The sequence below is a fragment of the Vibrio sp. 10N.239.312.D08 genome (genome assembly GCF_041466145.1).
Taxonomy (GTDB): domain Bacteria; phylum Pseudomonadota; class Gammaproteobacteria; order Enterobacterales; family Vibrionaceae; genus Vibrio; species Vibrio crassostreae_C.
In genome coordinates, this window is record NZ_JBFSSD010000052.1 from 19,154 (window position 1) to 35,311 (window position 16,158).

Sequence of the window (16,158 nt, forward strand, 5' to 3'; positions counted from 1 at the left end):
AATTTGTGACCGATTTATTAAGCCAAGACGAAATTGATGCGCTGTTACATGGCGTTGATGATGTTGAAGAAGTTGAAGATGTCTTAGAAACCGAAAATGACAATGCGGTCAATTTCGACTTCTCATCTCAAGATCGAATCGTCCGTGGTCGAATGCCGACCCTTGAACTTATTAACGAGCGCTTCGCACGTCATATGCGTATCAGCTTGTTTAATATGTTACGTAAAACGGCTGAAGTGTCGATCAACGGCGTACAGATGATGAAGTTTGGTGAGTACCAAAACACATTGTATGTACCCACCAGTTTAAACATGGTTCGTTTCCGTCCATTGAAAGGTACGGCACTCATCACCATGGAAGCTCGTCTGGTTTTCATTCTCGTAGAGAACTTTTTTGGCGGTGATGGTCGTTTCCACGCCAAGATTGAAGGTCGTGAATTCACGCCTACTGAAAGACGAATCATTCAGTTACTGCTGAAAATTGTTTTTGAAGATTACAAAGAAGCTTGGTCGCCAGTGATGGGGGTTGAGTTTGAATACTTGGATTCCGAAGTGAACCCAAGTATGGCGAACATTGTGAGCCCAACCGAAGTGATTGTTGTGAGTTCGTTCCACATTGAAGTGGATGGCGGTGGTGGTGACTTCCACGTTGTCATGCCTTACTCCATGGTTGAGCCGATCCGTGAACTGCTTGATGCGGGTGTTCAATCAGACAAGATGGAAACCGATGTTCGTTGGAGTACCGCACTGCGTGATGAGATCATGGATGTGCCCGTCAATTTCCGCGTGAATTTGCTAGAGCAAGATATTTCCCTTCGTGATCTGATGGAGCTGCGCCCTGGTGATGTTATCCCAATGAACATGCCTGAGCACGCAACCATGTTTGTCGAAGAACTGCCGACTTATCGTGTGAAAATGGGCCGTTCTGGTGAGAAGCTTGCAGTACAGATTTCGGAAAAAATTCAAAGACCACATGTGGTTAAAACTGATCTCGCTTTTCTAGGTAAAGACTTATTGTCTGAGCTCGAAAACAGTGATGATGACGACGAATAGTAAAATAGATAAAAGTATAGGAATTGGTAATGGAACCTAGTGAAGATCAAAAGCTAGCAGACGAATGGGCTGCAGCACTTGGTGAAGATCCTTCAGCGCCGTCAATTGATGTTGATGATGTGCTTGCGGCACCACTTGATGAGCTAACCGATTCATCATCTCCGATTTCTGAAGATGAGCGTCGTAAGCTGGATACCATTATGGATATTCCAGTGACTATTTCGATGGAAGTTGGTCGCTCTCAGATCAGTATCCGTAATTTACTTCAGTTGAACCAAGGTTCGGTTGTTGAGCTAGATAGAATTGCTGGTGAGTCACTGGATGTGATGGTAAACGGTACCTTGATTGCTCATGGTGAAGTGGTTGTGGTGAACGACAAGTTTGGTATTCGTTTGACTGACGTTATTAGCCAAACAGAACGAATTAAGAAGCTGCGTTAATGAGCTTTTTGTCTCAAAGACTTGCGGGCTCTTTTCTCGGAATGACAGGTTTGTTACGAGGAATCTTGGGAGTAGGGCTATTAACGGCTCCTTCCATTGCCTTTGCAGCAACACCGCCTTCTCTCGATTTAGCGACCACCTTTGGGTCGCTAATTTTCGTTATAGCCTTCATTTTATTTATTGCTTGGCTACTCAAGCGAATGCAAGTACCTGCGATGTCGAATCAACAAGGTTTGGCGATTGTTAGGCAAATCCCTGTTGGTACTAAAGAGCGCATCGCTATTGTGCAAGCGGGTGATGAACAGTTCTTGGTAGGGATTACCACACAATCGATTCAGCTGATCTCTAAGCTTGATAAACCTCTTACTCAGGAGATGCTGGAAAAAAGTACATTTTCAAGTCAGCTTTCCCAGCTAATAAAAAAAGATGCAAACAAGTAACGGACTTTTGAACTCCCCTTACTTTCACCAAGCCGGAGTTTTCCGAACGGTGAAAGTGTGGTTGGTTCAGCTTATTCTCCTATGCTCAATCATATTCAGTGTGTCGGTATTTGCACAAGCTGAAGACGGCACCGTCATTCCTGCGAATACCGCTGGCTCGGAATCGGTGACTATCAGCACGATGGAACAAGACCAAGCCAAATCGACAACCATGACCACGGGCAGCTTAACTGGCAATGGTGGCGGCATACCTGCCTTTACCATGACAACCAATGCCAATGGCGGTGAAGACTACTCGATTAACCTGCAAATTCTCGCGTTAATGACCATGCTTGGCTTCTTGCCGGCGATGGTGATTTTGATGACATCGTTCACTCGTATTGTGGTAGTGATGTCTATCTTGCGTCAGGCGATGGGTCTACAACAAACACCGTCTAACCAAGTCATTATTGGTATTGCGATATTCTTGACCTTCTTCATCATGTCGCCAGTGATTAACCAAGTGAACGAACAAGCAGTTCAGCCTTATCTTAATGAACAGATATCGGCACGACAGGCATTTGATGTTGCCCAAGAACCGATTAAATCCTTCATGCTTAAACAGACTCGAATCAAAGATCTTGAAACCTTTGTTGAGATTTCTGGTGCGGAAGTGACTAACCCTGAAGATGTTTCGATGGCGGTTCTGATTCCAGCATTTATCACATCGGAATTAAAAACGGCTTTCCAAATCGGCTTTATGCTGTTTTTGCCGTTCTTAATCATCGACTTGGTGGTGGCATCGGTATTGATGGCTATGGGTATGATGATGTTGTCACCGATGATTGTATCGCTGCCGTTTAAGTTGATGCTGTTTGTTCTGGTTGATGGCTGGAACTTGATACTCTCCACACTCGCCGGCAGTTTTGCCTTGTAGCTGGGGGAATAATGAATCCTGAAATATTCGTAGAGTTGTTCCGAGATGCCCTTTGGATGGTATTAATCATGGTTTGCGCCATCATTATTCCTAGCCTGTTGATCGGTTTGGTTGTGGCTGTTTTCCAAGCTGCGACCTCAATCAACGAACAAACCCTAAGTTTCCTGCCGCGTTTGATCGTAACTTTGTTGGCGTTGATGCTATTCGCACACTGGATGACCCAGATGATGATGGAGTTCTTTTTTGAGCTCATCGAACGCTTGCCGCAAGTTCTGTATTAAACCGATATGGAATACCCAACGAGCCTTGTACTAGAGTGGTTAGCCAATTATTTTTGGCCATACACTCGCATCTCAGCGATGCTGATGGTGATGACGGTAACAGGGGCACGCTTCGTGTCGCCGCGTATTCGTCTGTATTTAGGCTTGGCGATCACTTTTGCGGTGATGCCTGCGATTCCGGCCGTTCCCAAAGAGATTGAACTTCTGTCCTTTCAAGGCTTCCTGACTGTCTTTGAACAGATCGTGATTGGCGTGGCCATGGGCTTTGTTACCCAGTTCATGATTCAAACCTTCGTCATGCTCGGCCAGATCTTGGGTATGCAATCGAGCTTGGGTTTTGCCTCAATGGTCGACCCGGCTAACGGGCAAAACACGCCGGTACTTGGTCAACTGTTCATGCTGCTTGCGACCATGTTCTTCTTGGCGACCGATGGTCACTTGAAAATGCTGCAGCTGGTGGTGTTTAGTTTTAAGACCTTGCCGATTGGCAGTGGATCGTTGACCTCTGTTGATTTTCGAGAGCTCGCATTGTGGCTCGGCATCATGTTCAAAACGGCATTAGCGATGTCATTGTCGGGGATTATTGCGCTGCTAACGATTAACCTTTCTTTTGGTGTAATGACGCGTGCGGCACCTCAATTAAACATCTTTTCTTTGGGTTTTGCATTTGCGCTACTCGTGGGTCTGTTACTTTGTTGGTACATCCTTGGCGGCTTGTATAGTCACTATGAGCTATTCTGGATGCAGGGCGAACAACAGATATGTCGTTTAATCCGGTTAGATTGCTAGGAGACTGAAATGGCAGAGTCAGACGGTCAAGAACGCACAGAAGACGCCACGCCCAAACGCTTGCAACAGGCCAAAGAGAAAGGGCAGGTTGCAAGGTCAAAAGAGCTAGCGTCAGCATCGGTATTAATTGTCGGTGCGATTGCTTTAATGTGGTTTGGCGAATCGATGGCGAAGGCTTTGTTCGAGGCGATGCAACGCCTGTTCTCTTTGAGTCGCGACGAGATCTTTGACACTAACAAACTCCTAGAAATCGCTGGTGGTGCACTGGTGAACCTGCTGTTCCCGCTGTTTTTGATACTGATAACTTTGTTTGTTGCTGCCGTCATCGGCGCTGCGGGTGTCGGTGGGATTAACTTCTCAATGCAAGCGGCGATGCCAAAGGCGTCTAAGCTCAACCCACTCAGTGGTATCAAGCGTATGTTTGGCCTGCAAAGTTGGGTTGAACTGCTCAAGTCTATTCTTAAAGTAGCGCTCGTATCGGGGATGGCGATTTATCTGATTCAAGCCTCTCAGCATGATTTAATGCAGCTGAGCATGGACGTCTATCCACAAAACATCTTCCATGCCTTGGATATCTTGCTCAACTTTATTCTGTTGATCAGTTGTTCTTTGTTGATTGTTGTGGCGATTGATATCCCATTCCAGATTTGGCAACACGCTGATCAGCTGAAGATGACTAAGCAAGAGGTGAAAGACGAATTCAAAGACACCGAGGGTAAGCCTGAGGTGAAAGGTCGAATTCGCATGTTGCAAAGGGAGGCGGCTCAGCGTCGTATGATGGCCGATGTGCCGCAAGCGGACGTGATAGTCACCAACCCAGAGCACTTCTCAGTGGCGCTGCGCTACAAGCAGAATCAAGACAAAGCACCAATTGTGGTTGCTAAAGGTGTCGACCACATGGCGATGAAGATCCGAGAGATTGCGCGTGCAAACGACATCTATATAGTTCCAGCGCCGCCATTGGCGAGGGCGCTTTATCACACCACTGAGCTAGAACAACAAATTCCTGACGGTCTGTTTACGGCAGTTGCGCAAGTGCTTGCATATGTTTTCCAGCTTAAACAGTACCGAAAACGAGGTGGTGAGCGACCAAAACTGCAAGATTCTAATATGCCGATCCCACCTGATTTACGTCATTAGATCAATTGCTTGAGCTCTGCGTGATGAACCCTGATAATAGTGAGCTAGCTAATCTTCCTTTTATAGAGGTGATGGCGATAATTTGACGTGAGATGTTGGTACAGTGTTTGCTGTAGTAGCCTGAACATTATAAGCCCATAGCAAAACAGCCCTGACTAAGATCTAATCCACTTGTTCAGAGAGCTACAACATAGCGAAACTGTCTAGATTTATGAAATTCTCCCTGCCTTTTGTGGACAAGCTACCTAAAATCCCTAACCGTGCCATGCCTGCGATTGGTGCACCTGTTATGGTACTTGCAACGCTTGCTATGGTGGTGTTGCCCATTCCAGCTTTCTTGTTGGATATGTTCTTCACCTTCAATATTGCACTGTCTATGGTTGTGCTATTGGTATCGGTTTATACCCGCAGGCCTTTAGATTTCGCTGCATTCCCGACCGTCCTGCTGATTGCGACTCTACTTCGATTGGCCCTGAACGTTGCTTCGACACGTGTGGTATTGCTCCATGGTCACGAAGGTGGCGACGCGGCAGGTAACGTGATTGAAGCCTTCGGTAACGTGGTTATCGGTGGTAACTACGCGGTTGGTTTAGTGGTGTTCTTGATTCTTATGATCATCAACTTCATGGTTGTAACCAAAGGTGCGGGTCGTATCTCGGAAGTAAGCGCGCGTTTCACGTTAGACGCCTTACCGGGTAAACAGATGGCAATCGATGCCGACTTGAACGCAGGTTTGATCGACCAAGACCAAGCGCGTCTGAGACGTTTTGAAGTCACCAAAGAAGCTGACTTCTACGGTTCGATGGACGGTGCTTCTAAGTTTGTTAAAGGCGATGCGATCGCTGGTATCTTAATCTTATTCATCAACATCATTGGTGGCTTGAGCATTGGTATGGCTCAGTTTGATCTTGGTTTTGGTGAAGCAATCGAAATCTACACGCTACTGACTATCGGTGATGGTCTGGTTGCACAAATTCCATCTCTATTACTGTCTATTGCAGCTGCGATGATGGTAACGCGCCAAAATACTGATGAAGATATGGGTGAGCAACTTGTCTTCCAGATGTTCGACAATCCAAAAGCCTTGATGATCACCGCCGCCATCCTTGGCATCATGGGTATTGTTCCGGGTATGCCACATTTCTCGTTCTTGAGCCTTGCCATCGTTGCAGGCGCGGGGGCGTATTACATCGATAAAAAGAACAAGAAGAAGGCGGAAGAGCCTAACCTTCCGGCGACAGTTGAAGCGAATGGAGAAGTAGGCTCTCATAAGGAGCTCTCTTGGGATGATGTTCAACCTGTCGATATTATTGGTTTAGAAGTGGGTTACCGTTTAATTCCTTTGGTTGATAGAGACCAAGGTGGTGAATTGCTTGAACGCGTTAAAGGTGTGCGTAAAAAGCTGTCTCAAGACTTTGGTTTCTTGATCCCAGCGGTACACATTCGCGATAACCTAGAACTGACACCAAACAGCTACCGTATTACCCTGATGGGTGTTGCTGTGGGTGAAGCTGAGATTAAGCCAGACATGGAGCTCGCGATTAACCCGGGCCAAGTCTATGGCATGATCGATGGCGAGCCGACGATTGACCCTGCCTTTGGCCTTGAAGCGGTTTGGATTCGTGAAGAGCAGCGTGAACACGCACAAGCTCTAGGTTATACCGTTGTAGATTCTTCTACAGTACTGGCGACACACCTTAGCCAGCTGCTAACCAACAACGCATCGCAGCTCATTGGCCACGAAGAAGTTCAGAACTTACTTGAGATGCTCAGCCGCTCAACACCTAAGCTGGTGGAAGGTTTTGTACCGGATCAATTGCAGTTGGGTGTGGTTGTGAAAGTGCTACAGAACCTGCTGAATGAAGCGATTCCAATTCGTGACATTCGAACCATAGTCCAAACTTTGTCGGAGTATTCAGGTAAGAGTCAAGAACCTGACATACTTACTGCGGCGGTTCGCATCTCATTGAAACGATTAATTGTTCAGGAAATCAATGGTATAGAGCCCGAGTTGCCAGTGATAACCTTGATTCCTGAGCTGGAACAAATCTTGCATCAAACCATGCAGGCATCCGGCGGAGAATCTGCTGGTATTGAACCTGGTTTAGCCGAACGTTTACAGACCTCTCTCAGCCACGCTACACAAGAGCAAGAGCTGAAAGGTGAGCCCGCGGTACTATTGACCTCTGGCGTGTTGCGTTCGACTCTGGCTAAGTTCGTGAAGAACACGATCCCAAGCTTGCGAGTCTTGTCTTACCAAGAAATACCGGACGAAAAGCAGATACGTATAGTACAAGCTGTTGGTAATTAAGCCGCCTAATTAGAACGGACAATCGAATTGAAAATTAAACGATTTTTTGCAAAAGATATGCGAACGGCTCTGCTCCAAGTTAAAGAAGAACTTGGTTCAGAAGCGGTGATCATGTCTAACAAAAAGGTCGCAGGTGGCGTGGAAATTGTTGCCGCTATTGATGGCGAATCCAGCCCGTCGACAGCGAGCCAGAGATTAAATAAACCTCAGCAGCCTGCACAAAGCCAATATACGCAAATGGCCGCGCCCGCAGCTCCTGCTGGGCGACGTCAACTAGACGATGACAAGGTTAGCCTACAGTCGAATGTTGAAGGTGGACGCTCAATGACTAAGCGCTTTGCGAATATGCTTAAGCAATACAGTCATGGCGCCGATGATGAGCCACAGCATCGTGCAGAAAATGAAGATTCATTGTCAGCATTGCTCAATCGCCAATCAAGCACGGGCCATAGGCCTCATAGTCATCAGACTCAAAGCAATTTGCAGTCTCATGGCCATCAGCAATCTCACGGTAACCAACAGTCTCACGGAAATCTTGATTCTGCATTTGCTCGTGAAACGGGTTTGTCTAAGTTGATTGCTGAAGACCGCAGAGTAGAGCGCCCGACACCTCGCTTGGATCCTACCCGTTATGATCGTGGTCGAGAGAACACTCAGTCCAAAGGTTCTGATACTGAAATGGAAACGATGCGCGAAGAGATGACCTCAATTCGTCGTCTGTTAGAGCATCAAGTTTCTGGGTTGATGTGGCAAGAAGTTGAGCGCCGTGAACCACTGAGAGCCATGCTTATTAAGCGCCTTGAACGTATGGGTGTATCTGCAGAGCTTGCCGATCAAATGGCTTGCTACATTCCTGAAGATACTAAACCTGCACGTGCATGGAAGGCTCTGTTAGCTCTGGTTGCTGACCAAATCTCCGTTACACAAAAAGATATTTTAAAACGCGGCGGTATTGTGGCTCTACTTGGCCCAACCGGCGTGGGTAAAACAACGACTGTTGCAAAGCTAGCTGCACGTGCTGCCATGGAATATGGCGCTGATAACGTCGCACTAGTGACAACTGACACATATCGTATAGGTGCACATGAGCAGTTATCGATCTACGGCCGAATTATGGGTTGTCCTGTAAGAGTTGCTAAAGATTCTAGCGAACTGGCCGATGTAATATATCAGTTACGTAATCGTCGCCTGATTCTGGTCGATACTGCAGGCATGGGACAACGAGATGTTCGCCTATCTGAGCAGTTAGACACATTGATGCAAGAGAGTGGTTCCGTTATCAATAGCTACCTTGTGTTGCCTGCAACCGCGCAACGCAAAGTGCTGCAAGAAACAATTGAACACTTTAGAAGAATCCCGTTGTCGGGATGCATCATGACTAAGCTGGATGAATCCCTAAGTCTAGGTGAATTCATCAGTGTCGTAATACAAAATGCATTACCAGTTGCTTACATAGCAAATGGTCAACGAGTTCCTGAAGATATCGTTATAGCTCAGCCAAAGTACATGATTGCTAAGGCTAATGAGCTATTAGAAAAATCTACAGAGAATGAACCTCATTACTGGAATAGCGATTCTGAAGGGCTCTAGGCGGCGGATAAATATGAATGAAAATATGATACATGACCAAGCTAGCGGCCTCCGTCGCTTAACCAAGCCTTCACTCACAAAAGTTATCGCTGTAACCGGTGGTAAGGGAGGCGTTGGTAAATCTAATGTGACGTTAGGTATGGCTATTTGCATGGCGCGCCAAGGCAAAAAAGTCATGGTGCTAGATGCCGATTTAGGACTAGCGAACGTCGATATCATGCTAGGTATTCGTTCTAAACGAAACCTTGGGCATGTGTTGGCTGGCGAATGTGAACTTAAGGATGCGATTGTCGAAGGGCCGCACGGAATTAAAATTATTCCAGCGACATCGGGCACTCAAAGCATGACTGAACTTTCACACGCACAGCATGCTGGTTTGATTCGCGCATTCGGTTCGCTTGAAGACGAGATGGATATCTTGTTGGTTGATACCGCAGCCGGTATTTCGGACATGGTGATCAGCTTCTCAAGAGCGGCGCAAGACGTGGTTGTCGTGGTATGTGATGAACCTACCTCGATCACGGATGCATATGCTTTGATTAAGCTTTTAAGCAGAGAACACCAAGTTCAGCGATTCAAAGTTGTTGCAAATATGGTCAGAAGCTACCGCGAAGGCCGAGAATTATTTGCAAAGTTGACTTTGGTCACAGAGCGCTTCTTGAATGTGAGCCTCGAACTCGTAGCATGTATTCCTTTAGATGATAAAGTACGTCAATCAGTCAAGAGACAGAAAATCGTAGTCGATGCGTTTCCTCGCTCTCCAGCTGCATTGGCAATCAGCTCTTTGGCTAACAAAGCCTTGACCTGGCCAATACCAAAAACACCGAGCGGACACTTAGAGTTCTTTGTTGAAAGGCTGCTGAATCGTACTGAATTTATAGAGGAACCATTTGGTGAATAAAGCGCTTACTTACGACCAACACGCTAATCACAATAGCCAACAGGCTTTTTTTGAGAAGTACTCTGTGTTGGTTAAACGTATCGCTCATCACTTGTTGGGGCGATTACCGCCTAATGTATTGGTTGATGACTTAATTCAAGCTGGCATGATCGGCTTGATTGAAGCGCAACAAAACTATGATGGTACCAAAGGCGCAAGCTTTGAGACGTATGCTGGTATTCGGATTCGCGGGGCAATGTTGGATGACATTCGCCGTGGGGACTGGGTGCCGAGATCGGTTCATAAGAACAATCGAGAAATCAGCAGTGCAATTGCGGAATTAGAGGGTATCCTCAACCGCGACCCGAGTGATGCCGAAGTGGCAAAACACATGGGGCTCAGTTTAGAGCAGTATCACAGTGCTTTAACTGACATTAATTGCTCAAGACTGGTTGGAATTGAAGATTTAGGCGTCTCAGATGATGTAATATCTCCGAATGAAGACTCTCAAGATAATACGCCTTTTCAAGGGGTTGCTGATGAGTCATTCCGCCAAGCTTTGATCGATTCGATAAAACAACTTCCGGAAAGGGAAGGCCTTGTGCTTTCGCTTTATTACGACGAAGAACTCAATTTAAAAGAGATTGGGGAAGTGTTAGGTGTCAGCGAATCTCGTGTCAGCCAAATACTGAGCCAATCTATGCAGCGTTTACGCACTAAGTTAAGTGCTTGGACACAGAACGACTAACAACACTGATCCTATTCAGTGGAGGCTAATTTGAACAAAAACATGAAAATTCTCATTGTTGATGATTTTTCAACGATGCGCCGAATTGTTAAAAACCTACTTCGCGATTTAGGTTTCAACAACACTCAAGAAGCAGATGATGGCTTGACCGCGTTACCTATGCTGAAAAAAGGCGAATTTGATTTCGTGGTAACTGACTGGAACATGCCAGGCATGCAAGGGATTGACCTGCTTAAACACATTCGCGCAGACGCAGAACTTAAGCACCTTCCAGTGCTTATGATCACAGCTGAAGCGAAGCGTGAGCAGATCATCGAAGCTGCGCAAGCGGGTGTTAATGGTTACATTGTGAAGCCTTTCACTGCTGCAACGCTGAAAGAGAAACTTGATAAGATTTTTGATCGCTTATAAGCATCAATAAATTTAGGCACTTCTAGGTAAACACTGACTGATAAGTTATCTGTTTATCTCGATAGCCTAAGCGCACAAAGTATGCGGAGTAAGGCCGAATTCAGGATGATTTCATTAGAACAAGCAAAAAAATTAGTAGAGCTGCTTGAGAACGATGAGCAGCAAAATGCTGATTCTCTTGTGAGAAGCATTTATGAAGATAACTTTAGTCTTCAAGACAATCCAATGCTTCAAGAAATAGGAAGTCTGACACGCGACCTCCACGACTCTTTGACTCAATTCAATTTCGATGAACGCATCAGCGTTATCGCAAATGACGAAATCCCTGATGCAAGGGATCGCCTTCAGTATGTCATTGATAAAACGGAAGTTGCGGCAAATAAGACGATGGACGCTGTCGATCGCTGTATGCCAATCGCAGACAACCTACACGAGTGTTTACTTCAAGTAAGGCCTCAATGGAATGAACTGATGCATGGCCGCATTGAGCTGGCACAATTTAAAGCTTTATGTCACCGCATTGATGGATTGCTTGTCCAAGTAGAAGGCGACAGTACTGAACTACGCGGACAATTGACTGAAATCTTGATGGCTCAGGATTTCCAAGATTTAACTGGGCAGATAATCAGCAAAGTTATTACCTTGGTGAATGAGGTGGAAGGACGTTTGGTCGAGATTCTCACGGTATTCGGTGCGAATCAAAAAGAGCCAACTCCAGAGTCAGAGAAGAAAGCATCGATTGCGCCTGAAGGTCCAATTATGAACCCAGAAGAGCGCGAAGACGCTGTCGCATCTCAAGATGAAGTCGACGATTTGTTATCCAGTCTTGGATTTTAAAGGTAACGTATGAGCTACGATTTAGACGAAGATATTCTTCAGGACTTTTTAGTCGAAGCAGGAGAGATCCTTGAACTCCTATCAGAACAACTGGTAGAGCTTGAGAATAACCCTGACGACAAAGACCTATTAAATGCTATTTTCCGTGGTTTCCATACAGTAAAAGGTGGTGCTGGTTTCCTAGCATTAACTGAGCTGGTGGATACTTGTCATGGTGCTGAGAATGTGTTCGACATTCTGCGAAACGGCCAACGCAGCGTAACATCAGGTTTGATGGATACCATGCTGCAGGCGCTAGATACAGTCAATGTACAGTTTCGCGCCGTGCAAGATCAGGAACCTTTAGTGCCAGCCGACCAATCTTTATTGGATGAACTTCACCGTCTCTGTAAACCAGAGTCTGCGGATGAAGTGGCACCAGTAGAAGCGCCTGCACCTATTATCCCTGAACCTGTTGTTGCAGCGCCTGAGCCTGTTATTGCTCCGGAACCTACTGCTGAAAGCTCAAACATCAATGCATCTTCAGTCGATGATATCTCTGAAGATGAGTTTGAACGCTTGCTTGATGAGCTTCACGGTAAAGGTGGTTCACCAACAGCGCCTTCTGCACCCACACCGCCGCCAGCACCCGCTGCACCTCAGTCTGTTGCTGACAGTGGTGATATTACTGATGACGAATTTGAAAAGTTATTAGATGAATTGCACGGTGCGGGTAAGAGCCCGACAGCGGCAAGTTCAACGCCTCCTCCACCGCCAACGCCGCCAGCAGCACCTGTTTCGGCGATGTCTGAAGGCGATGATCTGATGACTGACGAAGAGTTCGAGAAGTTACTTGACCAACTACATGGCTCAGGTAATGGACCTTCGATTGAAGAATTGGATGCCGCGACTAAGCCAGCAGAAGTTAAGGCAGTAGCACCTCAAGCTGCGCCTAAACCTGCTGCGCCAGTTGCCGTTAAAGCTGAGCCAAAACCGAGCGCTCCAGCAAAAGCTGAAGTTAAAGTGCCGGCTAAGAAGCAACAAGCTGAAGCGACAGTTCGTGTTGATACATCAACACTGGACACCATCATGAACATGGTGGGTGAACTGGTATTGGTGCGTAACCGACTAGTCAGCCTAGGCCTCAACAGCAACGACGAAGAAATGTCGAAAGCTGTCTCTAACTTAGATGTTGTTACTGCAGACCTTCAAGGTGCGGTAATGAAGACTCGTATGCAGCCGATCAAGAAAGTATTTGGTCGCTTCCCACGAGTTGTCCGTGACCTTGCTCGTAGCTTGAAGAAAGACATCGTTCTTGAAATGCGTGGCGAAGAAACGGACCTTGATAAAAACTTAGTAGAAGCACTTGCTGATCCCCTGATTCACTTGGTGAGAAACTCTGTCGATCATGGTATTGAAATGCCAAACGACCGTGTTGCTGCGGGTAAATCACAAACGGGTAAAGTGATTCTGTCTGCCTCTCAAGAAGGTGACCACATTGAACTGGCTATCGTTGATGACGGTGGCGGTATGGACCCTGATAAGCTTCGTGCTATCGCGGTTAAACGTGGCCTGATGGATGAAGATGCAGCGTCTCGCTTATCAAATAAAGAGTGTTTCAACCTGATTTTTGCTCCTGGCTTCTCAAGCAAAGAGCAGATCTCGGATATCTCTGGTCGTGGTGTGGGCATGGACGTTGTGAAAACAGCGATCAATACACTGAACGGCTCTATTGATATTGATTCAGAAATGGGACAGGGCACCAAGATCACCATCAAGGTTCCACTAACCCTAGCGATTCTACCAACCTTGATGGTCGGTGTTGCCGGTCATCCATTTGCATTGCCATTGGCTTCTGTAAACGAGATCTTCCACCTAGATTTAAGCCGCACAAACGTGGTTGATGGCCAGCTGACGATTATCGTTCGCGATAAGTCTATTCCGTTGTTCTACTTGCAAAACTGGCTTGCTCCTAAAGCGGGTATTGTTGAGCTGCGTAAAGGGCACGGCCATGTTGTTATCGTACAACTTGGTAGCCAACGTGTTGGTTTTGTTGTCGATACGCTTATCGGTCAAGAAGAAGTCGTGATCAAGCCGCTTGATAAGCTTCTGCAAGGCACGCCAGGAATGGCAGGTGCGACAATTACAAGTGACGGACACATTGCATTGATTCTAGATGTGCCGGACTTGTTGAAGCAGTACGCAGCTGCGTCAAGAATTTAATTTAAGGATAAATATGGCGATTAAAGTATTAGTCGTTGATGATTCGAGTTTCTTTCGTCGTCGCGTTAGCGAGATCATCAACTCAGAGGCTCGCCTAGAAGTCATTGATGTAGCAGTAAACGGTAAAGAAGCCGTTGAAAAAGCGAAACAGCTAAGACCTGACGTAATCACGATGGATATTGAAATGCCTGTCATGGACGGTATCACTGCCGTTCGTGAAATCATGGCCGCGTCTCCAACGCCTATTTTGATGTTTTCATCGTTAACGCATGATGGAGCGAGAGCAACGTTAGATGCGTTAGATGCAGGTGCTCTCGACTTCCTTCCTAAGAAGTTTGAAGACATTGCACGTAACCGCGACGATGCAGTTGCATTGCTTCAACAGCGTGTGATTCAGATTGCAGCGAAGCGTGCGTTTATGCGCCGTGCTCCTATTGCGCCGAGAGCGACTGCGACGACTGCAACATCTACGCCATTGCGCCAACCGATTTCAACAGCAGCTTCGACTTCGACAGCGAAGCCTGCGGTTGCATCAACGGCGAAATTCAGAGCGTCAGGTAAGAAGTATCAATTAACAGCAATTGGTACGTCGACTGGCGGCCCTGTTGCTCTACAGAAGATTTTGACTCGCATCCCTGCTAACTATCCACACCCAATTGTGTTAGTTCAGCATATGCCAGCAACATTCACTGCTGCTTTTGCGAGCCGATTGAACACCTTGTGTAAGATTGAAGTTCGCGAAGCGCAAGACGGTGATGTGTTAAAACCTGGCGTGGCGTATCTTGCTCCGGGTGGTAAACAGATGATGGTGGATGGCCGCGCAGGGTCTGCACGTCTAAGAATTATCGATGGCGGCGACCGCATGAACTACAAGCCTTGTGTGGATGTCACATTCGGCTCTGCAGCGAAGATCTACGGCGACAAAGTGTTGTCTATGATCCTGACTGGTATGGGCGCAGATGGTCGAGAAGGTTCGCGTATGTTGAAAACTGCGGGCTCGACAATTTGGGCACAAGACGAAGATAGCTGTGTTGTATATGGTATGCCTCAAGCTGTAGCAAAAGCTGGCATTTCTACTGAAGACCTCCCTCTAGACCGTATCGCGGAAAGGATCTTGGTCGAAGTTGGGTTAGCTTAGGTAAATCGAAATGATTGTTTGGAGTGTTGCAAACCAAAAAGGTGGTGTTGGTAAAACGACCACGACCGTGACTCTAGCAGGTTTACTTGCGTTGAAGGGGCACCGTGTTCTGTTGGTTGATACTGACCCACATGCATCACTGACCACCTATCTGGGTTACGATTCAGATACGGTGGAATCGAGCCTGTTTGATCTGTTCCAGTTGCGTGAGTTTAACGTGCAGACGGTAAGACCTTTGCTTTTACAAACAGAAGTCGAAGGTATCGATATTATCCCTGCGCACATGTCTTTGGCGACATTAGACCGTGTAATGGGAAATCGAAGCGGCATGGGGTTGATCTTGAAGCGTGCTTTAGCCGCTTTGAAAGACGACTATGACTATGTATTGATCGATTGCCCGCCAATTCTGGGTGTGATGATGGTCAATGCATTGGCTGCTAGCGATCGTATATTGATTCCGGTACAGACTGAGTTTTTGGCGATGAAGGGCTTAGAGCGCATGATTCGCACTTTGACCATCATGCAGAAGTCTCGCAAAACACCGTTTAAGGTTACGATTGTCCCGACGATGTACGACAAGCGAACCAAAGCCTCACTGCAAACATTAACGCAGCTCAAAGATGATTACCCAAACCAAGTTTGGACGTCTGCTGTGCCGATTGATACCAAGTTTCGAGACGCGAGCCTAAAACGCTTGCCAGCCTCTCATTTTGCATCGGGTAGCCGTGGTGTATTTGCTTATAAACAGTTGCTTATTTATCTCGAAAGGTTGGCGATAAATGAGCGCGAATAAAGAATCAACAATGGCGCAGCCAAGTCTCTCTAGTGAACAAGCACTGGATGATTACTTTACTGCGTTATTAGGCGATGAAAGCTTTGAATCTGACGATTTTTTTGTTGACGAGTCGAGCTACGAATCACAATCTGAAGAGCCAGAGCCAGAGCCAGAGCCAGAGCCAGAGCCAGAGCCAGAGCCAGAGCCA

General features: G+C 46.6%; 16 protein-coding genes and 1 pseudogene. All 17 read left to right on the plus strand.

Annotated elements, in window-relative coordinates; translation table 11 throughout:
* The first annotated feature begins 5 nt into the window (after positions 1 to 5).
* Positions 6 to 1,052 (plus strand): flagellar motor switch protein FliM, encoded by a 1,047-nt coding sequence (gene fliM / locus AB6D58_RS20590; RefSeq protein ID WP_017060676.1) that lies wholly within the window; start codon positions 6 to 8, stop codon positions 1,050 to 1,052.
* Positions 1,053 to 1,081: 29 nt separating this feature from the next.
* Entirely contained in the window at positions 1,082 to 1,492 is a 411-nt protein-coding gene (gene fliN, locus AB6D58_RS20595) for a flagellar motor switch protein FliN (protein WP_004739851.1), read from the plus strand.
* Positions 1,492 to 1,932, plus strand: a complete 441-nt coding sequence (gene fliO / locus AB6D58_RS20600; protein WP_017060675.1) for a flagellar biosynthetic protein FliO — start codon at positions 1,492 to 1,494, stop codon at positions 1,930 to 1,932. The genes fliN and fliO overlap by 1 nt, the downstream gene beginning before the upstream one ends.
* Entirely contained in the window at positions 1,919 to 2,848 is a 930-nt protein-coding gene (fliP, locus tag AB6D58_RS20605) for a flagellar type III secretion system pore protein FliP (protein WP_372158305.1), read from the plus strand. The genes fliO and fliP overlap by 14 nt, the downstream gene beginning before the upstream one ends.
* Before the next feature lie 11 nt (positions 2,849 to 2,859).
* Positions 2,860 to 3,129 carry a flagellar biosynthesis protein FliQ gene (gene fliQ / locus AB6D58_RS20610; RefSeq protein WP_029235191.1) on the plus strand — a complete coding sequence of 90 codons (270 nt, stop codon included), beginning with the start codon at positions 2,860 to 2,862 and terminating at the stop codon, positions 3,127 to 3,129.
* Between the two features lie 6 nt (positions 3,130 to 3,135).
* A complete protein-coding gene (fliR, locus tag AB6D58_RS20615) occupies positions 3,136 to 3,918 on the plus strand; it encodes a flagellar biosynthetic protein FliR (protein WP_017060672.1) in 783 nt (260 codons plus the stop codon).
* Positions 3,919 to 3,927: 9 nt separating this feature from the next.
* The gene (flhB, locus tag AB6D58_RS20620; protein WP_017060671.1) at positions 3,928 to 5,058 is read left to right on the plus strand and encodes a flagellar biosynthesis protein FlhB; all 1,131 of its coding nucleotides are present in this window, start codon (positions 3,928 to 3,930) and stop codon (positions 5,056 to 5,058) included.
* A 211-nt stretch (positions 5,059 to 5,269) separates the two neighbouring features.
* On the plus strand, positions 5,270 to 7,369 hold the full coding sequence (gene flhA / locus AB6D58_RS20625; RefSeq protein ID WP_372158307.1) for a flagellar biosynthesis protein FlhA: 2,100 nt from the start codon (positions 5,270 to 5,272) through the stop codon (positions 7,367 to 7,369).
* A gap of 27 nt (positions 7,370 to 7,396) precedes the next feature.
* Entirely contained in the window at positions 7,397 to 8,959 is a 1,563-nt protein-coding gene (gene flhF, locus AB6D58_RS20630) for a flagellar biosynthesis protein FlhF (protein WP_372158309.1), read from the plus strand.
* A gap of 13 nt (positions 8,960 to 8,972) precedes the next feature.
* Positions 8,973 to 9,860, plus strand: a complete 888-nt coding sequence (locus tag AB6D58_RS20635) for a MinD/ParA family protein (protein WP_017060668.1) — start codon at positions 8,973 to 8,975, stop codon at positions 9,858 to 9,860.
* Entirely contained in the window at positions 9,853 to 10,587 is a 735-nt protein-coding gene (locus AB6D58_RS20640) for an RNA polymerase sigma factor FliA (protein WP_017060667.1), read from the plus strand. Before AB6D58_RS20635 ends, AB6D58_RS20640 begins: the two co-directional genes overlap by 8 nt.
* 42 nt (positions 10,588 to 10,629) lie before the next feature.
* Entirely contained in the window at positions 10,630 to 10,998 is a 369-nt protein-coding gene (cheY, locus tag AB6D58_RS20645; RefSeq protein ID WP_016767062.1) for a chemotaxis response regulator CheY, read from the plus strand.
* A gap of 105 nt (positions 10,999 to 11,103) precedes the next feature.
* Complete coding sequence (locus AB6D58_RS20650) at positions 11,104 to 11,835, plus strand: protein phosphatase CheZ (RefSeq protein ID WP_017064113.1); 732 nt, start codon at positions 11,104 to 11,106, stop codon at positions 11,833 to 11,835.
* A gap of 9 nt (positions 11,836 to 11,844) precedes the next feature.
* Positions 11,845 to 14,037, plus strand: coding sequence for a chemotaxis protein CheA (locus tag AB6D58_RS20655; RefSeq protein ID WP_017064112.1), 2,193 nt, complete (start codon positions 11,845 to 11,847; stop codon positions 14,035 to 14,037).
* A 13-nt stretch (positions 14,038 to 14,050) separates the two neighbouring features.
* Positions 14,051 to 15,175, plus strand: a complete 1,125-nt coding sequence (locus tag AB6D58_RS20660; RefSeq protein ID WP_017060664.1) for a chemotaxis response regulator protein-glutamate methylesterase — start codon at positions 14,051 to 14,053, stop codon at positions 15,173 to 15,175.
* A gap of 10 nt (positions 15,176 to 15,185) precedes the next feature.
* Positions 15,186 to 15,968: a ParA family protein gene (locus AB6D58_RS20665; protein WP_017071206.1), complete on the plus strand. Its 783-nt coding sequence runs from the start codon at positions 15,186 to 15,188 to the stop codon at positions 15,966 to 15,968.
* A pseudogene (locus tag AB6D58_RS20670) lies at positions 15,955 to 16,158 on the plus strand (chemotaxis protein CheW); the annotation flags it as partial. The gene AB6D58_RS20665 and the pseudogene AB6D58_RS20670, both read left to right, overlap by 14 nt.